The organism is Streptomyces sannanensis (genome assembly GCF_039536205.1).
GTDB classification, from domain to species: Bacteria; Actinomycetota; Actinomycetes; order Streptomycetales; family Streptomycetaceae; genus Streptomyces; species Streptomyces sannanensis.
Genome location: NZ_BAAAYL010000001.1, coordinates 1752155 through 1770771, shown reverse-complemented (window position 1 = coordinate 1770771; position 18617 = coordinate 1752155). Strand labels below are relative to the sequence as shown.

General features: G+C 71.3%; 21 protein-coding genes and 1 pseudogene. 15 read left to right on the top strand and 7 right to left on the bottom strand.

Translation table 11 applies throughout. The features are described from left to right. Positions 1 to 116: 116 nt before the first annotated feature. The 4 genes and pseudogenes from ABD858_RS08205 to ABD858_RS08190 all read left to right on the top strand — a co-directional run bounded on the left by ABD858_RS08205 (position 117) and on the right by ABD858_RS08190 (position 3635). The gene (locus tag ABD858_RS08205) at positions 117 to 1088 is read left to right on the top strand and encodes an ABC transporter ATP-binding protein (RefSeq protein ID WP_345044355.1); all 972 of its coding nucleotides are present in this window, start codon (positions 117 to 119) and stop codon (positions 1086 to 1088) included. Next, positions 1085 to 1909 (top strand): ABC transporter permease, encoded by an 825-nt coding sequence (locus tag ABD858_RS08200; RefSeq protein WP_345035527.1) that lies wholly within the window; start codon positions 1085 to 1087, stop codon positions 1907 to 1909. Before ABD858_RS08205 ends, ABD858_RS08200 begins: the two co-directional genes overlap by 4 nt. A gap of 34 nt (positions 1910 to 1943) precedes the next feature. Continuing rightward, positions 1944 to 2558 (top strand): DUF2567 domain-containing protein, encoded by a 615-nt coding sequence (locus tag ABD858_RS08195; RefSeq protein ID WP_345035526.1) that lies wholly within the window; start codon positions 1944 to 1946, stop codon positions 2556 to 2558. 73 nt (positions 2559 to 2631) lie between these two features. Then, positions 2632 to 3635: pseudogene (locus tag ABD858_RS08190) on the top strand (IS5 family transposase). Positions 3636 to 3891: 256 nt separating this feature from the next. On the opposite strand, the gene ABD858_RS08185 reads toward ABD858_RS08190, so the two are convergent. From ABD858_RS08185 to ABD858_RS08165, 5 genes are all read right to left on the bottom strand, one after another. After that, positions 3892 to 5472 carry an IS1182 family transposase gene (locus ABD858_RS08185; RefSeq protein ID WP_345044323.1) on the bottom strand — a complete coding sequence of 527 codons (1581 nt, stop codon included), beginning with the start codon at positions 5470 to 5472 and terminating at the stop codon, positions 3892 to 3894. A gap of 678 nt (positions 5473 to 6150) precedes the next feature. Beyond that, complete coding sequence (ybaK, locus tag ABD858_RS08180) at positions 6151 to 6642, bottom strand: Cys-tRNA(Pro) deacylase (RefSeq protein ID WP_425586171.1); 492 nt, start codon at positions 6640 to 6642, stop codon at positions 6151 to 6153. A gap of 17 nt (positions 6643 to 6659) precedes the next feature. Next, positions 6660 to 7397, bottom strand: a complete 738-nt coding sequence (locus ABD858_RS08175) for an LON peptidase substrate-binding domain-containing protein (protein ID WP_345035525.1) — start codon at positions 7395 to 7397, stop codon at positions 6660 to 6662. Between the two features lie 5 nt (positions 7398 to 7402). Then, positions 7403 to 8458 carry a hypothetical protein gene (locus ABD858_RS08170; RefSeq protein ID WP_345035524.1) on the bottom strand — a complete coding sequence of 352 codons (1056 nt, stop codon included), beginning with the start codon at positions 8456 to 8458 and terminating at the stop codon, positions 7403 to 7405. 128 nt (positions 8459 to 8586) lie between these two features. Continuing rightward, entirely contained in the window at positions 8587 to 10188 is a 1602-nt protein-coding gene (locus ABD858_RS08165) for an oxidoreductase (protein ID WP_345035523.1), read from the bottom strand. A gap of 137 nt (positions 10189 to 10325) precedes the next feature. Here ABD858_RS08165 and hisD point away from each other — a divergent pair, with 137 nt between their 5' ends. Genes hisD through hisF form a run of 8 tightly spaced genes read left to right on the top strand, consistent with a single transcriptional unit; the run spans position 10326 to position 16176 of the window. Further along, a complete protein-coding gene (hisD, locus tag ABD858_RS08160) occupies positions 10326 to 11732 on the top strand; it encodes a histidinol dehydrogenase (protein ID WP_345035522.1) in 1407 nt (468 codons plus the stop codon). Continuing rightward, positions 11729 to 12871, top strand: coding sequence for a histidinol-phosphate transaminase (locus ABD858_RS08155; RefSeq protein WP_345035520.1), 1143 nt, complete (start codon positions 11729 to 11731; stop codon positions 12869 to 12871). Before hisD ends, ABD858_RS08155 begins: the two co-directional genes overlap by 4 nt. Then, entirely contained in the window at positions 12868 to 13461 is a 594-nt protein-coding gene (gene hisB / locus ABD858_RS08150; RefSeq protein ID WP_345035519.1) for an imidazoleglycerol-phosphate dehydratase HisB, read from the top strand. The genes ABD858_RS08155 and hisB overlap by 4 nt, the downstream gene beginning before the upstream one ends. Then, positions 13458 to 13622 carry a hypothetical protein gene (locus ABD858_RS08145; protein WP_345035517.1) on the top strand — a complete coding sequence of 55 codons (165 nt, stop codon included), beginning with the start codon at positions 13458 to 13460 and terminating at the stop codon, positions 13620 to 13622. Before hisB ends, ABD858_RS08145 begins: the two co-directional genes overlap by 4 nt. Continuing rightward, positions 13613 to 14260, top strand: coding sequence for an imidazole glycerol phosphate synthase subunit HisH (gene hisH, locus ABD858_RS08140; RefSeq protein WP_345035516.1), 648 nt, complete (start codon positions 13613 to 13615; stop codon positions 14258 to 14260). The genes ABD858_RS08145 and hisH overlap by 10 nt, the downstream gene beginning before the upstream one ends. Beyond that, positions 14260 to 14985 carry a bifunctional 1-(5-phosphoribosyl)-5-((5-phosphoribosylamino)methylideneamino)imidazole-4-carboxamide isomerase/phosphoribosylanthranilate isomerase PriA gene (priA, locus tag ABD858_RS08135; RefSeq protein ID WP_345035515.1) on the top strand — a complete coding sequence of 242 codons (726 nt, stop codon included), beginning with the start codon at positions 14260 to 14262 and terminating at the stop codon, positions 14983 to 14985. The genes hisH and priA overlap by 1 nt, the downstream gene beginning before the upstream one ends. Beyond that, complete coding sequence (locus ABD858_RS08130) at positions 14982 to 15371, top strand: RidA family protein (protein ID WP_345035514.1); 390 nt, start codon at positions 14982 to 14984, stop codon at positions 15369 to 15371. Before priA ends, ABD858_RS08130 begins: the two co-directional genes overlap by 4 nt. Before the next feature lie 49 nt (positions 15372 to 15420). Further along, on the top strand, positions 15421 to 16176 hold the full coding sequence (gene hisF, locus ABD858_RS08125; RefSeq protein WP_345035512.1) for an imidazole glycerol phosphate synthase subunit HisF: 756 nt from the start codon (positions 15421 to 15423) through the stop codon (positions 16174 to 16176). Here hisF and ABD858_RS08120 read toward each other — a convergent pair. After that, entirely contained in the window at positions 16173 to 16562 is a 390-nt protein-coding gene (locus ABD858_RS08120) for a VOC family protein (protein ID WP_345035511.1), read from the bottom strand. The two genes, hisF and ABD858_RS08120, sit on opposite strands and share 4 nt — an antisense overlap. A 314-nt stretch (positions 16563 to 16876) precedes the next feature. Here ABD858_RS08120 and ABD858_RS08115 point away from each other — a divergent pair, with 314 nt between their 5' ends. Together ABD858_RS08115 and ABD858_RS08110 are read left to right on the top strand one after the other, a co-directional pair. Continuing rightward, complete coding sequence (locus tag ABD858_RS08115; protein WP_345035510.1) at positions 16877 to 17095, top strand: type II toxin-antitoxin system VapB family antitoxin; 219 nt, start codon at positions 16877 to 16879, stop codon at positions 17093 to 17095. Continuing rightward, a complete protein-coding gene (locus ABD858_RS08110; protein WP_345035509.1) occupies positions 17095 to 17502 on the top strand; it encodes a PIN domain-containing protein in 408 nt (135 codons plus the stop codon). Before ABD858_RS08115 ends, ABD858_RS08110 begins: the two co-directional genes overlap by 1 nt. Positions 17503 to 17527: 25 nt before the next feature. On the opposite strand, the gene ABD858_RS08105 is transcribed toward ABD858_RS08110, so the two are convergent. Further along, positions 17528 to 18160 (bottom strand): TIGR03085 family metal-binding protein, encoded by a 633-nt coding sequence (locus ABD858_RS08105; RefSeq protein WP_345035507.1) that lies wholly within the window; start codon positions 18158 to 18160, stop codon positions 17528 to 17530. Positions 18161 to 18242: 82 nt separating this feature from the next. Between ABD858_RS08105 and hisI the strand changes: the two genes are divergently transcribed. Then, a complete protein-coding gene (gene hisI, locus ABD858_RS08100; protein ID WP_345035506.1) occupies positions 18243 to 18608 on the top strand; it encodes a phosphoribosyl-AMP cyclohydrolase in 366 nt (121 codons plus the stop codon). Positions 18609 to 18617: the final 9 nt, after the last annotated feature.

Genomic DNA, 18617 nt, shown 5'->3' with positions numbered 1-18617 from the left:
GCGGGCCGCACGGCACCCGGAAAGGCCGGGGTGGGGGGAGAAGCCCGGGGCGGGACCCCGTAGGCTCGTACCTCGTGAGTACGAGCATCGCGGCCGGGCCGACGCGGGCCGGCATCGTGTGCGCGGTGCGGGGCCTGGTCAAGACGTATCCCTCCGGGCGCGGCCGGCGGGGAGCGCCCGCGACGCCCGCGGTGCGCGCCACCGACGAGGTGAGCCTGGATGTGCACCGCGGCGAGATCTTCGGGCTGCTCGGGCCCAACGGGGCCGGCAAGTCCACCCTCGTACGCCAGCTGACCGGGCTGATGCGGCCCGACGCCGGCAGCGTGGACATCCTCGGTCACGACCTGGTGCGTCACCCCGAGCGGGCCGCCCGGCTCATCGGCTACCTCGGCCAGGAGTCCACCGCCCTCGACGAGCTGACTGTCGCGCTGGCGGCCGAGACCACCGGCCGGCTGCGCGGCCTCACCGCCCGGGCGGCCCGTGCCGAAACCGGTCGTGTACTCGACGAGCTCGGGCTGACGGAAATCGCGGCCCGGCCCCTGAAGAAGCTCTCCGGCGGGCAGCGCCGGCTGGCCTGCTTCGCCGCGGCGCTCGTCGGCGAGCGTCCGGTCCTGGTCCTGGACGAGCCGACCACCGGCATGGACCCCGTCGCCCGGCGCGCCGTCTGGGCCGCGGTCGACCGGCGCCGGGCCGAGCACGGGACGACCGTCCTCCTCGTCACCCACAACGTCATCGAGGCCGAGACGGTCCTCGACCGGGTAGCCGTCCTGGAGCGTGGCCGGGTCATCGCCTGTGACACGCCCGCCGGGCTGAAGGCGCGCGTCGCGAACGACGTACGCGTCGAACTGGTGTGGCGCGACCGGGCACCGCTCGAGGTCCCCGAGGTCGCCGCACTGCGCGGCTCGGCGCAGGAATCCGGCCGACGCTGGGTCCTGCGGCTCGCACCCGACGAGGCCCGCGCGGCCGTCGCCACGGTGACCGGCGGCGCCGCGTTCGCCGCGCTCGACGACTTCACCCTGGCCACGCCGAGCCTGGAGGATGTCTACCTTGCCCTCGGGGGCCGTACGGAAGGCCTGGTGAAGGCATGAGTGTCGTCCCCGCCGGGACGGTAACGGGACAGGACCGGGGGCGGGCCCAGGGATGTGCCGAGGACGCCGCCCCCCTCGCGCCGCGCGCCCGGCTGCTGCCGGCGCTCGCCGCCGTGTACCGGGCGCAGCTGTCCCGGGCCCGGGTGGCCCGCATTCCGCTGCTGTTCGTCGCGACCTTCCAGTCCGTCGGGATCATGGTCCTGATGCGCGGGGTCGTCGACGGCGGCGACGAGGCGCGGGCCGTCGTCGCGGGGTCCAGCGTGCTCGTGGTCGCCTTTGTGGCGCTCAATCTGCTCGCCCAGTACTTCGGCCAGCTACGGGCCGGCGGCGGACTCGACCACTACGCGACCCTGCCCGTGCCGCCCGCGGCCGTGGTGCTGGGCACCGCGGCCGCGTACGCCTCGTTCACCGTGCCCGGTACGGTCGTCACCGCCGTCGTCGGCTCGGTCCTGTTCCAGCTGCCGCTGGCGAACCTCTGGGTGCTGGCCGCGGTGATCCCGCTCGCGGGGGCCGCGCTGGCCGGGCTCGGGGCGGCCCTGGGACTGCTCGCGCCCCGTCAGGAACTGGCGACCCTGCTCGGTCAGCTGGGCATGTCGGCGGCGTTGCTGCTGGGCGTGCTCCCGGCCGGCGGACTGCCGCAGCCCATCGGTTACGCCCGTGATCTGCTGCCCTCGACCTATGGCGTCGAGGCGTTGGCCAGGACTTTCGACGCCCACCCCGACTGGGCCGCGGTCGGGCTGGACCTCGCTGTCTGCGCCGCGGTGGGCGTGTTCTCGCTGGCCGTCGCCACCTGGGCGTACCGGCGCGCGGCAGTCCGGTGAGGCACCTGCCGGGAGTGCCTGGCACGATTGCAGGGTGACCGCACCCCTGACACCGCCCCACCAGCAGCCATCCCATGACGCGCCTCCCGCCTCCGGCTCCCGGTCCGACTCGCCCGTGGAGGGTGACGTGCCCGGCTCGGCCAAGGAGCTGCGGGACGCCGTGCTGGTGGCGGTCGCCCTGACGGTCGTGGGTGTGCTGCTCGGCCTGCTGTGGCTGTGGCTGGCCCCGCGCGTGCCGCTGATCTCCGACGGCAGGGCCGTCTTCCTCAAGGACACCGAGGGCGAGGAGGCGGCCGGCGCGGACGGCACCTTCACCCTGCTGGCGGCCGGCTTCGGCGTGATCGCCGCGGCCGTCGTCTTCCGGCTGCGCAAGCACGGCGGGATCCCGCTGGTGGTGGGCCTGGCCGTGGGTGGGCTGCTCGGCTCCCTGGTCGCGTGGCGGCTCGGAGTCTGGCTCGGCCCGACGCAGGACCTGGTGGCGCACGCCAAGGAGGTCGGCAAGGGCGTCGTCTTCGATGCGCCGCTCGCCCTGGGTGCGAAGAGCGCCCTGTTGGCCTGGCCGGTCGCCGCGCTGCTGACCCATCTCGGCCTGACGGCCGCCTTCGGCCCCCGCGACCCCGAACCGGACGGGGACGCGCCAGGGCACTAGGGCGCGTATCGAGTTGTGATCAATTTGCGGGATTCGCCCTCGCGGCGGGGCCTGATCCGGTAGATCGTCTTGCATGACGCGGGTGCAGTTGACGGACGAGGAGTGGGAGTTCATCGAGCCGTACCTGCCAATCGGCAGGTTTGGCCCGTACCCCGAACGGCTGCGACAGCAATTCGAAGGCGTGATCTGGCGGTTCAGGACGGGCGGGCAGTGGCGGGAGATGCCGAAGGAGTTCGGTGCCTGGCCGACCGTCCACAACCGCTTCCGGCAGTGGAGGGATGCCGGCGTCTTCGAAGCCCTGCTGGAGGGCCTGATCGCGGAAGCCGCGAAGCGGGGTGAGGTGGACTTGTCCCTGGTCAGCGTGGACTCCACCACAGCCCGGGCCCACCACGACGCTGCCGGTACCCATCTCGGCCAGGACGTCATGACCGCTCTGGAGAAGGCCGCCGTCGACGAGGAGAAGGCCCGGCAAAAGGGGGCGGCCCGGAAGAACAAGACGGGCAGGACGCCGGAAACGACCCCGAGCGGGAAGAACGACGGCACATCCGGCGCCGGCGCAAACTCCGGCTGAAAGCCGCCCTGCTCGGACGTTCGAGGGGCGGGCTGACCAGCAAGGTTCATCTCGCCGCCGACCGGAAGTGCCGTCCTCTGGCGTTCGTCCTGACCGCGGGGCAGGCCGCGGACAGCCCGCAGTTCATCCCCGTGCTCAAGAAGGTGCGGGTCCGCCTGCCCGTCGGCCGCCCCCGCACCCGCCCCGACGCGGTTGCCGGCGACAAGGCCTACTCGTCCCACGGAAACCGTGCCTACCTGCGGAAACGCCGCATCAAGGCGGTCATCCCGGAGAAGAAGGACCAGGCCGCCAACCGGAAGAAGAAAGGCAGCAGGGGCGGTCGGCCCGTCAGCCACGACGCCGACCTCTACAAGGAGCGGAATGCCGTCGAGCGGCTGATCAACAAGCTGAAGGCATGGCGAGGCATCGCCACCCGCTTCGACAAGACCCCTGAGAGCTACCTCGCCGGCCTCCACCTCCGCGCCTCGATGATCTGGATCAAGGACCTCACGCGGACCACCCCTTGATCACAACCGAATACGCGCCCTAGGGCGTGTTTCGAAAGTAGCGTCGTCCGCCCGGAGGGCGGGGTCGGGGGCGTCTGGTGCGTGCGATCGCAAGGCGGAGGGAGGAGAGCGCAGCGGGCTGCGCCGACGACCGACAACGCGGCGAGCGTGCGTGCCGGGCGTTCCCGACCAGGCGGGACTTTCGAAACACGCCCTAGAAGACTCATGAAGATCTTGTTGAGGGGCTGTCCGGCCGGAGGCCGGGCGGCCCTTCTGGTCATCCGGTGGCCGGGGCGAGGTGCCAGGTGTCGCCGGTGCGGGTGAGTCCGAGGTTGATCAGTCGGCGGAGGTTGAGGGCGGCGGCTCGGGTGTGGAGCCAGGTGTCGTTGGCGATGGTTCCGCGGTAGCGGAGTTTGCGGTTGCCGTGGTGGACGAGCCAGGCGACGGCGCGTTCGACCGGTGGTCTCCAGCGGCGGTAGTCGGCTTGCCAGTCGGGGTCGGTAGCGGCCTGGCGGCGGGCGGCTGCGAGCAGGTCGTGGTGTGGGCGGATGGTCAGGATGCGGCCGGCCTTGGCCTTGGTGCACCGCTCGCGCAGGGGACATCCGGCGCACAGTTTCCCGAAGGCCGCCTTGCGCTGGTGGTGCTGTCCGCCGGGGTCTGACAGGGGGACCGTGTGTCCAGCGGGGCAGGTCACCGTGGCGGCGGCGGTGTCGATGGCGAAGTCGTCCAGGGTGAAGCCGCCGGGGACGGCCGCCCGTAGCGGGGCGGGCTTGAGGAACAGCCGGTGCCCTGCGTCTTCGAGGGCCTGGCGGGCATCGCCGGTGGAGTAGGCGGTGTCGCCGAAGGCGTCCACCGGCCCGTCCTCCTCGGCGAGAAGGTCCAGGCCGACGGTGGCCTCGTGGTGCTCTGGGCCACTGCCGGGCCGCAGGGCGACGGCGGTGTATAACCCGGTCTCGGGCTCGATGGCCAGGTGGGCCTTGAAGCCGTCTTGCTGGTGGGTGCGGGTTTTGTGGATGTGCCGGGCCTCGGGGTCGACGGTGGAGACCATCCGGTCCTGCGCGGTGCCACGGGTGATGCGCCAGCGCCCGTCGCGGCCGTCGGAGTCCTCGGCGGGTTCGACGTCTTGCCCGGCGACCAGGGCCAGGATGCCGACGGCATTCGCGGCCTTCTCGCCCAGCTCCTGCTCGGGCAGATGCCCGAGCAGCCTGAGCGCGTCACTGACCAGGGCATCAACAAGCGTGGCGCGGGCCTGCTCGTCATTCCAGGCGATCCTTGGTTTGCCCGGGTCGCTGTAGTCATGCGCGGTGCACTGCACGGCTGCCACCTCAGCGGCCCCGGGGACCTCGCGAATTACCGCGCGGACGGCGGCGATGATCTGGGTGACGGTGTCCTGGGTGGCGACCGCATCGTCCAGCACCGTGGAGTCCAGCGCCCGCCGGTGCTTGCCCTTGAGGACACCGGTGGCCTTCACCACCTCGCGCACCGTCTCGAAGACACGGTTCGGCCGCACCGAGCGGGCCAGCCGGCGCCGGAAGTAGGCCAGCAGCGACGGATCGAACGCCATGTCGTGCAGGCCCAGCCCGCACGCGGCCTTCCACCTCAGGTCACACCGCAACTCCTGGACCGTCTCGAAGTCCGACAGCCCGTTAAGGGCCTGCAGCGTGATCGCCGCGGCCAGGATCTGCGGCGGCATGCTCGGCCGCCCGTTCGCCGACGGGTACATGTCCTCGAACGTCTCCGCCGGGAACAGCGCGCCGCGATGCTCGGCCAGGAACGCGAACACACTGCCTGCCGGGATCAACTCCCGGCAGGTCTCCCACACATCCGGCCCGACCGTCTCCCCGGCCCATTCCCCCATCACCACGAGAAAGAGTCTGGCCCCGCCGCTCACGCGGCGGGGCCAGAACCCAAGATCTTCATGAGTCTTCTAGAGTGCCGCGACCGGAGGTTCACCGGCTCGCGACGCCGCGAGCTTCCCGGCAAACCTTTCCGGCCACAGCACCAGCCGTACGCACGGTGGGCGGCGGCACGGGTTGCCGCCGCCCACCGGGATGTCGCGCCAGAGTCAGGCCCTGTCCGGCCGGTCATGCCGGGCTCGCGGCGTCCGGCACCGCGCCTCTCCCCCGTAGCCCTTCGGGCACGGGAGGTACCCCCACCGTTGTCGTCGGTCGCCGACGTTTCCCAGCTACCTCCCCCAGCTACCTCCCCCAGCTACCGCTGGGGGTGCCCCCAGGGGTGCCCCAGGGGTGCCCCCAGAGGTGCCCCCAGCGGTGCCCCCACCGCATGCGGTGACATCAGCCGCTGCGCGGCGGGCGCTCCTCGGCCTTGCGATGCACGGCACCACGAGCACCAGCCGCTGCGCGGCGGGCGCTCCCTGATCCGGCCTGACCGGCCGTACAGGACCTACGCGGGCCTGCGGCCGTGGTTGGCCCGGCCCTTCTTGATCCGCCACTTCCGCTTGCGTGTCTTCTTCGACATGGGCATACGGTGCTCGCGGTGGGCCCATGTGTCCATATCCACGGCCGCCCGGGATTGCTCAGGCGCGGCGGACCGGCGCCACCACCGCGCCGGTGAGCGCCGCCAGATCCTGGGGCGACAGCTCGACCTCCAGCCCGCGGCGGCCCGCGGAGATGCAGATCGTGGCGTGCTCCTCCGTCGAGGAGTCCAGCACGGTGCGCAGCTTCTTGCGTTGCCCCAGTGGTGAGATGCCGCCCCGTACATAGCCGGTGGTGCGTTCCGCGACGGCCGGGTCCGCCATCGCCGCGCGCTTCCCGCCTACCGCCGCCGCCAGAGCCTTGAGGTCCAGCGAGCCCGCGACGGGGACGACGGCCACCGTCAGTTCGCCGTCGACGTCCGCGACCAGCGTCTTGAAGACGCGGTCCGGGGACACGCCGAGTGCCTCGGCGGCCTCCTCGCCGTAGGAGGGGGAGGCCGGGTCGTGTTCGTAGGCGTGCAGCGTGTACGGCGTGCCCGCCGCGGTCAGCGCGACGGTGGCCGGGGTTCCGCCGGTTTTCGGCTTCTTTGCCAAGGTGCGTATCCCTTGCGTCAGTTGGGGCAGGTCGGCGTCCGGGTCAGCTCGACCGCGGGCAGTGAGGGCAGATGCCGTATGACAGCCGTCTCGGCCCGCAGCAGCGCCAGCTCCTCGCGCAGCCGTGTCGCGGTGTCCGGTGCCTGGAGCAGCCGCTGCTTGGCCGGTATGTCCAGCACGGCGGCGGCGGCGACCAGGTACGACACCACCGAGGGTTCGTCGGGCAGTTCGGCGCCGGTCGTGGAGCGTTCGTTCGCTCCGGCGAGCCGCTTCTGGTACGTGCGGAAGGCCCGCAGCACGCCTTCGGCGAGTGCTCCGGCGCCGTCCCCCGCCTCCTCGGGCAGCTCCTCGATCTCGGCGGTGAGATACGGTCCGGACGCGTCCACCGACAGCAGTCTGATCCGCTTCGTGCCGGTCGCCAGTACCTCGAAGCTGCCGTTCGCGCGTTCCCGGATGGTCGCCGCGTCGGCGATGCAGCCCACCTGGTGGAACGCCTGGATCGGGTCGGGCCCGAAACCGGCGGCGGGGCCGCGCTCGGGCAGGGCCGTCCCTTCCGGCAGCCCCGGCGCGCTGGGTGCGACCTCGCGGCCGTCGCGGATGGCGACCACGGCGAAACGGCGCGGCTCGTCGTCGGCCGTCTTCAACAGGTCCCGCATCATGGCGCGATAGCGCTCCTCGAATACGTTCAGGGGCAGTACGAGGCCCGGGAACAGCACGGAATTCAGCGGGAAGAGGGGGAGGCGCGCGGTGGTCACAACGCTCAAGCGTAATAGGCACCCGAGCACTGGTGGCCGGGCTTTTCACGGCCCGGGCGTGATGTACGCGACGCGGCGGCGCGCTGTTCCAGGAACCGGCTCAGCGGGTCGCCGCCGAGGCTGATCCACGGGAAGGACGTCGCGTAGCGGCCGATGAGCCGGAACTGCTCCAACGCGTCGGCCCGGCGTTCCCGGCCGCTCAGGACGTACGCCAGCAGATTGCGGACCTCGGCGGGCCGGGGCTCGCCGGCCGGGTGGCCGGCGCACAGCGCGATCCCGCGGTCGGCGGCGGCATCGAGCCGCGCGGCGGGGGCGGTGCCGGACTCCCCGGAGGCCAGGCAGGCGAAGGCGGCGCGCAGGGGGAGGGCCTGCACCAGCGATCCGGGCAGCGCGTCGTCGGCGGCCTGTTCGGCGAAGTCGAGGCACTCGCCGTACGAGCCGCCGTGCGCGCCGAGGTACTTGAGGGCCGCGACATGGCAGCCGTAGTGGTGGGAGGAACGGCGCACCGCCGCCTCCCACAGCCGTTCGAAGGCCGTGTGGGCCGTGCCCGAGCCCCGCGCGTGGTCGAGGGCCAGCCGCCAGGGCACCGGGTCGCGCGGGCCGGCGTCCACGGCGGCCTCGATCAGCGGGCCGACCTCGCGCAATCGTTCGGCGCGGGCAGGCGCGTTCCATGCACGGCGGAGCGCGAGCTCGGCCGTGAGCAGCAGAGCGTCGGGGTCTCCGGGGGCCGCGGCGAGCCAGTCGGTGAGCCACTGGTCACGGTGGTCGGCGAAGGCGGCGAGCCGGGCGACATACCGGTCCCGGTCCTCCCACTCGGCGGCGTCACGTGTGACGGCGAGCAGTTTGGCGGCGCGTTCGTGGTCGCCGAGTGCCGCGCCGATGAGGGCGGGACCGAGCCGCTCGTCGGGCGCGTCGAGCAGTACCTCGTCATCGGAGGGGAGCCCGGCGGCCGGGGGCTCGGGCGCACAGCCCCGGCAGGCTCCCCGGAGCCGCTCGCGAGGAGCGTGGAGCCTGCGCGCGGTACCGATCAGGGCGCGAAGGAAGGGCATGGCGCAGACCATTGAAAAGCGCAGGTCGGAGGCGCGCCAGTGGGCGACGGTGAAGCTTTTGTATCGGCCGGAAGGTTGTAGGGGAGATGGTCAAGGAACGGTAAATAAACCGCTTGTGGACATCTCCGGCCGAGCCGGTGTCAGCCGCGCCTCAGCAGGCGCGTCGCACCGGCCGCGACCGTCGTCGCGAGGATCCAGCCGAGCATGATCAGCGCGGCCGAGGCCCACTGCCAGACGCCCTCCAGCTTCCAGTAGCCGTCCTGGCCGAGATCGATCACCGGGAGCAGCAGGTCCAGGGCGTACAGGGAGGCGTTCCACTCCGGATGCTCGTCGGCCTTGATCGCCGCCGGGTCGTACCGCGAGAAGGCCACCGCGCCGGCCGCCCACAGCACGGCCATCCACACCGCGGCCCGGCCGGGACGGTAGCCGTAGGCCACGGTCCAGTCCTGGAGGTAGCCCCACAGCTTCGCGGCCAACGGCAGCGTCTCGCGCCGGCGGCGCTGCTTGGCGAGCAGTACCTCGCGGGCGTCCGCGTCCTCGCCGCTGTTGCGCAGCACGGTCGCCAGCCGCTCGTACGGCTCGGGGGCGTATTCGGGAGTCGCGGCGGCCAGCCACTCCAGACGCCGGGCGAGCGGGAAGTGCCCGTACGGGACGAGGTTCTCGTACACGAACCCGCCCATCGCGAGCCCGCCCGGGCCCGGCCAGCTGGTCGACATATCGACCAGGGTCACTATCCTGGCGCCGTTCAGCACCACCCGGCCCTCGTCGGGCCGCTCCCCGACGAAGCGCAGCTCGGGCGTGACGATGCGGCGCAGCGACAGCTCCTCGCCCTCCGCCATGACGAACCGCGAGCGGTGGAGGTCGACGGCGTCGCCGAACCGCCCGTCGTCGAGCCGTGCCCCGCCGTGGCATTCGAAGGGCCTGATCCGGGTGCCGACCGAAGGGGTGGCCGAAGTGTCGGTGCCGTACGGCGGTGTGTTCGTGGCGCTCCCGGAGGAGGCGGTGGTCCAGCCGCCGGTCATGTACAGCGTGCGCTCCACGGTCAGCTGCGGGGCGTTGAAGGCGCGCCGCCCCCCGGTCGCCCGCAGCCGGCTCCCGCGCAGGCTCATCGAGCCGCCGACTTTGGCGCCGCGCATGCTGACCTCGCCGTACGTCTCGATCAGCTCCGCCTGGAGGTCCTGGGCGACCGCGAGGCCGTCGGCGGCGATGGCCCGGCCACGCCGGTCGGCCCGGGCCACGATCTGGTTGATCAGCAGATCGGTGCCGATCTGCGCGTCGGTGAGCCGGATGCCCCCGTCGACCCGGCAGCGCGGCAGATGCAGATCGCCCTCGGTGCGCAGCCGGGCCGCCTCGATCCGCGGCATGGCGCAGCGGACCATGCGCAGGGTGGTGAAGTGGCTCTCGGGGAGGGTGACCTCGTGCTCGAAGCGGCAGCCGGTGAGTTCGACGTACGGCCCCACCGTGCCGCCCGCGAGGTCGAGGTGTCCGGTGATCCGCACTCCGCGGAGTTTGAGTGCGGCGACTCGCCCGGGCAGCGCGGGCGGTCCGCTGAGCAGCAGCCGGGCGACCACCCGGGCGCGGACGCTGCGCTCCTCGCCCCAGGGGCGGCCGGTCATGGGATCGTCGCGGTGCGGGTTGCCGGCCGACAGGTCGTACGTACTGCCGTTCCGGAACGCCTGCCACATGCCCAGCTCCGCGGGGCTGAGCCCCTCCGGTGCCTCGCCGTCCAGCGGCTCGGTCACGGCCGCCCCTTTCCCGATGGATGATCTCCATCGCTGATGATGGAGTGAACGCTAGTGGCCCTGTGTGACATCCGGGGCGTGTATCAGCCATTGATACGGGTGGCCGGTCGTTGTGCGCGGTCTGAGAGAATTGACGCGTGATTTCTCGTATTGATCTGCGTGGCGATGCCCTCCCGGAGGGTGGCGCCCTGCGCGACCTGCTGCCCCGTGCCGAGTTCGATGTGGAAGCCGCCCTGGAGAAGGTGCGGCCGATCTGCGAGGCCGTGCATCATCGCGGGACGGCGGCGCTGATCGATTTCGCGGAGAAATTCGACGGCGTGAAGCTGGACCGGACAAGGGTGCCCGAGGAAGCCCTCACCGAGGCGCTGGACCAGCTGGACCCCGACGTCAGGGCCGCCCTGGAGGAATCGATCCGGCGCGCCAGGACCGTCCACCGCGAGCAGCGCCGGGCCACGCACACCACCCAGGTGGTGCCCGGCGGCACGGTCACCGAGAAGTGGGTGCCGGTCGAGCGGGTCGGCCTGTACGCGCCGGGCGGCCGGTCCGTGTACCCGTCGTCCGTCGTGATGAACGTGGTTCCCGCGCAGGAGGCGGGCGTCGAGTCCATCGCGCTCGCGTCCCCGCCGCAGCGGCCCCGTTTCGAAGGAGACACAGCCGGCGGGCTTCCCCACCCCACGATCCTGGCCGCCTGCGCGCTGCTGGGCGTCGACGAGGTGTACGCCGCCGGAGGCGCCCAGGCCGTCGCGATGTTCGCGTACGGCACCGAGGAGTGCGCCCCGGCCAACATGGTCACCGGCCCCGGCAATGTCTGGGTCGCCGCCGCCAAGCGCTACTTCACCGGCCGCATCGGCATCGACACCGAGGCCGGCCCGACCGAGATCGCGGTTCTCGCGGACGCCACCGCCGACCCCGTGCACGTCGCGGCCGACCTGATCAGCCAGGCCGAGCACGACCCGCTGGCCGCGGCCGTCCTGGTCACCGACTCCGTCGAGCTCGCCGACGCGGTCGAGCGGGAGCTCGGGACCCAGATCGCGGCCACCAAGCACGTCGAGGACCGGATCGTCCCGGCCCTGTCCGGCAAGCAGTCCGCGATCGTGCTGGTCGACGGCGTCGAGGAGGGCCTGCGGGTCGTCAACGCGTACGGCGCCGAACACCTGGAGATCCAGACCGCGGACGCCGCCGCCGTCGCCGAGCGGGTCCGCAACGCGGGCGCGGTCTTCGTCGGCCCCTGGGCGCCCGTCTCGCTCGGCGACTACTGCGCCGGCTCCAACCATGTGCTGCCCACCGGCGGCTGCGCCTGCCACTCCTCCGGCCTGTCCGTGCAGTCCTTCCTTCGCGGCATCCACATCGTGGACTACACCCGGGACGCGCTGGCCGAGGTCACCCACCATGTGGTGACGCTCGCCGAGGCGGAGGACCTGCCGGCCCACGGGGCGGCGCTCAAGGCAAGGTTCGGTGGGGGTACCCCCAACCGCGAAGCGCTGTGGGGTGGGGGTACCCCCACGCGCGAAGCGCTGTGGGGGAGGAAGGTGCCCGGCAAGTGAGCGACATCGGCATCGACGATCTCCCCATCCGGGACGAGCTGCGTGGCAAGTCCCCGTACGGCGCGCCCCAGCTCGACGTGCCCGTACAGCTGAACACCAACGAGAACCCGTACCCGCTGCCCGAGCAGCTGGTCCGGCGGATCGCCGAGCGTGTCGCGGAGGCCGCCCGCGGGCTCAACCGCTACCCCGACCGGGACGCGGTGGAGCTGCGCACCGAGCTGGCCGAGTATCTGACCCGTACCGGCAAGCACCCCGTCGGCATGGAGAACGTCTGGGCGGCGAACGGCTCCAACGAGGTCATCCAGCAGCTGCTGCAGACCTTTGGCGGACCGGGGCGTACGGCCATCGGCTTCGAGCCCTCGTACTCGATGCACGGCCTGATCGCGCGCGGCACCGGCACCGGCTGGATCTCCGGTCCGCGCAACGACGACTTCACGATCGATCCCGAGGCGGCCGAGAAGGCGATCACCGAGAACGAACCGGACGTCGTCTTCATCACCTCGCCCAACAACCCCACCGGCACGGCGGTCGAAGCCGAGACGGTCCTCGCGCTGTACGAGGCGGCCCAGGCCACGAAGCTGTCTCTGGTCGTCGTGGACGAGGCCTATGTCGAGTTCAGCCACCGTCCCTCGCTGCTGCCGCTGATCGAGGGCCGGCCGAACCTGGTCATCTCCCGCACCATGTCGAAGGCCTTCGGCGCGGCGGGTCTGCGCCTCGGCTACCTGGCCGCGCACCCCGCCGTGGTCGACGCCGTGCAGCTGGTCCGCCTGCCGTACCACCTGTCCGCCGTCACCCAGGCCACCGCGCTGGCCGCCCTGGAGCACACCGATACGCTGCTCGGGTACGTCGAGCAGCTGAAAGCCGAGCGCGACCGCCTGGTCGACGGGCTGCGGGCCATCGGCTGCGAGGTCACCGAATCGGACGCCAACTTCGTCCAGTTCGGCAAGTTCCCCGACTCTCACGCCGCCTGGCAGAAAATCCTCGACCAGGGCGTCCTGGTCCGGGACAACGGCGTACCGGGCTGGCTGCGGGTCACCGCCGGTACCCCGGAAGAGAACGACGCGTTCCTCGATGCGGTACGCGCTGTGCGGGGGGCGACCCCCGGACCCCCGAAAGGCATGAAGGAGCAGAGCGCATGAGCCGCATTGGCCGCGTCGAGCGCACCACCAAGGAGACCTCCGTCGTCGTCGAGATGGACCTCGACGGCAGCGGCAGGACCGACATTTCCACCGGGGTCGGCTTCTACGACCACATGCTCGACCAGCTGGGCCGCCACGGTCTGTTCGACCTGACCGTCAAGACCGACGGCGACCTGCACATCGACACGCACCACACGATCGAGGACACGGCCCTCGCCCTCGGCGCCGCCTTCAAGCAGGCCCTGGGCGACAAGGTCGGCATCTACCGCTTCGGCAACTGCACGGTCCCGCTGGACGAGTCGCTCGCCCAGGTCACCGTCGATCTCTCCGGCCGCCCCTACCTGGTGCACACCGAGCCGGACAACATGGCGCCGATGATCGGCACGTACGACACCACGATGACCCGGCACATCCTGGAGTCGTTCGTCGCTCAGGCCCAGATCGCCCTGCACGTCCACGTCCCGTACGGGCGCAACGCCCACCACATCGTGGAGTGTCAGTTCAAGGCCCTGGCCCGCGCCCTGCGGTACGCGTCCGAGCGTGACCCGCGCGCGGCCGGGATCATTCCGTCGACGAAGGGCGCCCTGTGAACGGCCTTTCCACTGTTCTGATCGTCGTGGGACTCTTCCTGCTCGGCGGAGTGATTTCCTTCAGCAAGCAGAAGATGCCCAGGAGCGTCATCGTGCTGCTCGGCGTCAGTGCCGCCATGTGCCTGGCGGCCGGCGTGCTGAGGCTGGAGGTGTGGAGTTGAGCGCCACCAAGAAGGTCGTCGTCTTCGACTACGGCTTCGGCAATGTGCGTTCCGCCGAGCGGGCCCTCGCCCGGGTCGGTGCGGACGTCGAGATCACCCGTGACTTCGACGAGGCCATGAACGCCGACGGGCTCCTCGTCCCCGGCGTCGGCGCCTTCTCCGCCTGCATGGCCGGGCTGAAGGAGGCCCGCGGCCACTGGGTCGTCGACCGCCGGCTGTCCGGCGGCCGCCCCGTCATGGGCATCTGCGTCGGTATGCAGATCCTCTTCGAGCGGGGCATCGAGCACGGCGTGGAGACCGAGGGCCTGGACGAGTGGCCCGGTACGGTCGGGCCGCTGAAGGCCCCGGTCGTGCCGCACATGGGCTGGAACACCGTCAAGGCACCCGAGGACTCCGAACTGTTCGCGGGCCTCGACGCGGACGCCCGGTTCTACTTCGTGCACTCCTACGCCGCGCACGAGTGGAGCCTGGAGGTCACCAATCCGGCCATGCGCGCCCCCAAGGTGACCTGGGCCACGCACGGCGAGCCCTTCGTCGCCGCCGTCGAGAACGGCGTGCTGTGGGCGACCCAGTTCCACCCCGAGAAGTCCGGCGACGCCGGCGCCCAGCTCCTCACCAACTGGATTGGCACTCTGTAATGGCGAAGCTCGAACTCCTCCCCGCCGTCGACGTCCGCGACGGCCAGGCCGTGCGCCTCGTCCACGGCGAGTCCGGTACGGAGACCTCGTACGGCTCCCCGCTGGACGCCGCACTCGCCTGGCAGCGTTCCGGCGCCGAGTGGCTGCACCTGGTCGACCTGGACGCCGCGTTCGGCACTGGGGACAACCGTGCGCTGGTCCGCGAGGTCACCGAGGTCATGGACATCAAGGTGGAGCTGTCGGGCGGCATCCGCGACGACGACACCCTCGCCGCGGCCCTCGCCACCGGCTGCACCCGGGTCAACCTCGGCACCGCCGCACTGGAGACCCCCGAGTGGGTCGCCAAGGTCATCGCCGAGCACGGCGACAGGATCGCGGTCGGTCTGGACGTACGCGGCACCACCCTGCGGGGCCGCGGCTGGACCCGTGACGGGGGCGACCTCTACGAGACGCTGGCCCGCCTCGACTCCGAGGGCTGCGCCCGTTACGTCGTCACCGACATCGCCAAGGACGGCACCCTCCAGGGCCCCAACCTGGAGCTGCTGAAGAACGTCTGCGCGGCCACCGACAAGCCCGTCGTGGCCTCAGGCGGCGTCTCCTCCCTGGACGACCTGCGGGCCATCGCCGAGCTGGTGCCGCAGGGTGTCGAGGGCGCGATCGTCGGTAAGGCGCTGTACGCGAAGGCGTTCACCCTGGAAGAGGCACTGGAGGAAGTCTCCCGATGACCGAGGCCGTGCGGCGCGTGCAGAGCGACAGTCCCTGGGAAGAGACCATCGGCTTCGCGCGCGCCGTCGCGGCGGGCGACCGGGTGTCCGTGGCCGGCACCACGTCCTTCAAGGGGCGGGTCCTGTTCGGCGAGGGCGACCCGTACGAGCAGACCATGGTCGCCTTCGGCAACGCGATCAACGCGTTGAGGGAGTTCGGGCTCGGCATCGAGTCCGTGATCCGCACCCGTATGTATCTGAGCCATGTGCGTGACGTTGACGAGGCGAGCAGGGCCCACAAGGAGCTCTTCGACTCCGTACGCCCCGTCTCGACCCTGTTGGTGGTCGAGGGATTCGTCGACCCGCGCATCCTGGTCGAAGTAGAACTAGAAGCCTTCCGAGGCTGAATTACCCGGGGCGGGGGACGACCCCCGGACCCCCGAAAGGTGACCAGTCATGACCCTGGCGGTCCGAGTCATCCCCTGCCTGGACGTGGACAACGGCCGGGTGGTCAAGGGCGTCAACTTCCAGAACCTTCGCGACGCCGGCGACCCCGTCGAGATGGCCAAGCTGTACGACGCCGAGGGCGCCGACGAGCTGACCTTCCTCGACATCACGGCGTCCTCCGGTGACCGCGAGACCACGTACGACGTGGTGCGGCGCACCGCCGAGCAGGTCTTCATCCCGCTGACCGTCGGCGGCGGTGTCCGCTCCGCCGACGACGTCGACAAGCTGCTGCGGGCCGGTGCCGACAAGGTCGGCGTCAACACCGCGGCCATCGCCCGCCCCGAGCTGATCCGCGAGATCGCCGAGCGCTTCGGCCGGCAGGTGCTGGTCCTGTCCGTGGACGCCCGCCGTACCCCGTCGGGCCGCTTCGAGGTCACCACGCACGGCGGCCGCCGGGGCGCCGGCATCGACGCCGTCGAGTGGGCGCACCGTGCGGCCGAGCTGGGCGCCGGCGAGATCCTGCTGAACTCGATGGACGCGGACGGCACCAAGGACGGCTACGACATCGAGATGATCGCGGCCGTGCGCAAGCACGTCACCGTCCCGGTGATCGCCTCCGGCGGGGCCGGCAAGCTCGCCGACTTTCCCCCGGCCATCGAGGCCGGCGCGGACGCGGTGCTGGCCGCCTCTGTCTTCCACTTCGGCGACCTGCGCATCTCCCAGGTCAAGGACACACTGAGGGCCGCCGGCCACCCGGTCCGCTAGATCCGCTGCGTCAGCTGGACGAAATTCCCGACGGTGTCGTCCAGCACCGCGGTCAGCACCGGTCCCTGCGCGGTGGGCGGCTGGGTGAAGCGCACCCCGAGGCCGGTCAGCCGCTCGTACTCGGCGCGCAGGTCGTCCACCGAGAAGGCGATGCACGGCAGCCCGGCCTCGCGCAGCGCCGTCGTGTAGTCGCGGGCGATCGGGCTGTCGCCCGGCTCCAGCAGCAGCTCCACGTCCTGTGCTCCGCCCCGCGCGCCCACGGTGACGAATGCGGCGTGGCCCAGGTCGATGTTCGTGCGGGTCTCGAACCCGAGGACGTCGGTGTAGAAGGCGAGGGCCTTCTGCTGGTCGTCGACGTAGACACTGGTCATGGCGATCTTGATCACGCCACCGATGATGCAGCGCGCCCGGCCCTCCGACCCGCACGACGCTCCCCGCCCCGAGGGCCGTCGCCCTTCCGGCCCTGCGGGGCTGTGACTGATTCCCCATCGTCGTTGTCAAGCATCCGGAGTGTGGTGCGGGAGAACGAGGGCGGCTCGGGCAGCCGCCAGACGCTCCCTGGACTCGGCTGTCCACTCTTCGCCCATGTCGAGCGGCACGGAGACGGCGATCTGGGCCCTGTCTGGAATCGACCGCGCAGATGCCTGAGGCGATATACTGATGTCGTTCCGTATATCGCCCTGCTTCTCGGGAGGCCCGCATGGCCAGGACCGTGATCGATGTCGATGACAAGATGCTGGCCTTCGCCCAGCAGCAGCTTGGCACCACGACCAAGCGGGACACCATCAACCGTGCGTTGACGATAGCGGCCGCGATCAGCGCGGACGACCGGGCGCGTGCGCTGCGCTGGCTCCAGGAGAACGCGGAGTACTACCTCGACTTCGATGTTCTCGACGAACGGGAGCGGGCTGGTCTGTGATGTATCTTGCGGACACGTCGGTCGTGTCGCGCTTCCTGCGCGGCCAGATCGACGATCCCTGGCCCCGGCATGTTGCTCAGGGGTTGGTGGCGATCTGCCCGCCCGTGGAGTGCGAGCTCATGCCGGGCCTGCGTGCCGAGCGCGACTACGAGCCCTTCACTACCATGCTCAGCCAGACATTCGGTTGGGTTCCTGCGCTGGATGACCCCTGGCCGAGGGTCATGTCCATTCAGCGCGACCTGGTGGCCATCGGCCACCATCGAGGGCCGTCGCCCATGGACATTCTCATCGCGCTGACCGCACAGCAGCACCGGCTTACGGTCCTGCACGTCGATGACGACTTCGGCGCCATCGCCAAGGTGCGCCCCGGCATTCCGATGATCCGGCTGCGCCCGCGGAACTGCTGACCATGGTCCGGGGCGCGCCGAGCGATCAGATGCCCAGATCCGCCTCCTGGGCCCGGGCGACGGCCTCCTTGTCGCCCTCCAGCTCCACTCGCGCCACGTTCTGGCGCCCGAAGGCGAACAGCAGCAGCTCGCCCGGTTCGCCGGTCACCGTCACCACCGGGGTACCGCGGCGGGCGACCGCGGTCTGGCCGTCGGGGCGGCGCAGCACCAGCCCGACCGGGGACTTGCGGCCCAGGACGCGGGCCATCTTCTCCAGGCGGGCCCAGAGGACCTGGGCGAAGACCGGGTCGAGGTCGCGGGGGGTCCAGTCGTCGTGGGCGCGGCGTACGTCCTCGGAGTGGACGTAGAACTCGACCGTGTTGGCCACCTCGTCGAGCTGTTTGAGGGAGTACACGGACGACCGCGGTGGGCCGGTACGGATGAGCTGGATCAGTTCGTCGTACGGTTTCGCGGCGAACTCCGCCTGCACTCGGTCCAGGCGGTCCTTCAGCACCCCCAGCAGAATCCCGCCCGCCGCGTCCGGGCGGCGCTCGCGGACCACCACATGGGCCGCGAGATCGCGGGTCTTCCAGCCGCCGCACAGGGTCGGGCTCTCGGGGCCCGCCGCCTCCAACAGGTCGGCGAGCAGGAGTCGTTCACGCTTGGCATGGGTCGACATGATGGAAAGCGTACGGGTGTGCGGCGCGTCCGCCCAGTGGACGCACCGCCGGACACTCCGGATGGTCACGCACAATGGGCGCATGACCAGCATTACCCCGCCCAGCGGACTCGACCCTGTCGTCGCCGCCCGGCTCAAGCGCAGCGCCGACGGCCTGGTCCCGGCCATCGCCCAGCAGTACGACACCGGGGAGGTGCTGATGCTCGGCTGGATGGACGACGAGGCCCTGCACCGCACCCTGACCACCGGCCGCGCCACCTACTGGAGCCGCAGCCGCCAGGAGTACTGGGTCAAGGGCGACACCTCGGGCCATGTCCAGCATGTGAAGTCCGTGGCACTGGACTGCGACGCCGACACCGTCCTCGTCAAGGTCGACCAGGTCGGCGCCGCCTGCCACACCGGTGACCGCACCTGCTTCGACGCCGACGTGCTTCCGCTGGGCCAGTAGGGTCGGGCG

What these genes read in the sequence shown, in the direction of transcription:
- ABD858_RS08200 (WP_345035527.1), top strand. Translation starts at nt 1,085, where the DNA reads ATGAGTGTCGTCCCCGCCGGGACGGTAACGGGACAGGACCGGGGGCGG.
- ABD858_RS08185 (WP_345044323.1), bottom strand. Translation starts at nt 5,472, where the DNA reads ATGGGGGAATGGGCCGGGGAGACGGTCGGGCCGGATGTGTGGGAGACC.
- ABD858_RS08170 (WP_345035524.1), bottom strand. Translation starts at nt 8,458, where the DNA reads ATGGTCTGCGCCATGCCCTTCCTTCGCGCCCTGATCGGTACCGCGCGC.
- hisB (WP_345035519.1), top strand. Translation starts at nt 12,868, where the DNA reads ATGAGCCGCATTGGCCGCGTCGAGCGCACCACCAAGGAGACCTCCGTC.
- priA (WP_345035515.1), top strand. Translation starts at nt 14,260, where the DNA reads ATGGCGAAGCTCGAACTCCTCCCCGCCGTCGACGTCCGCGACGGCCAG.
- ABD858_RS08130 (WP_345035514.1), top strand. Translation starts at nt 14,982, where the DNA reads ATGACCGAGGCCGTGCGGCGCGTGCAGAGCGACAGTCCCTGGGAAGAG.
- hisF (WP_345035512.1), top strand. Translation starts at nt 15,421, where the DNA reads ATGACCCTGGCGGTCCGAGTCATCCCCTGCCTGGACGTGGACAACGGC.
- ABD858_RS08115 (WP_345035510.1), top strand. Translation starts at nt 16,877, where the DNA reads ATGGCCAGGACCGTGATCGATGTCGATGACAAGATGCTGGCCTTCGCC.
- ABD858_RS08110 (WP_345035509.1), top strand. Translation starts at nt 17,095, where the DNA reads ATGTATCTTGCGGACACGTCGGTCGTGTCGCGCTTCCTGCGCGGCCAG.
- ABD858_RS08105 (WP_345035507.1), bottom strand. Translation starts at nt 18,160, where the DNA reads ATGTCGACCCATGCCAAGCGTGAACGACTCCTGCTCGCCGACCTGTTG.
- hisI (WP_345035506.1), top strand. Translation starts at nt 18,243, where the DNA reads ATGACCAGCATTACCCCGCCCAGCGGACTCGACCCTGTCGTCGCCGCC.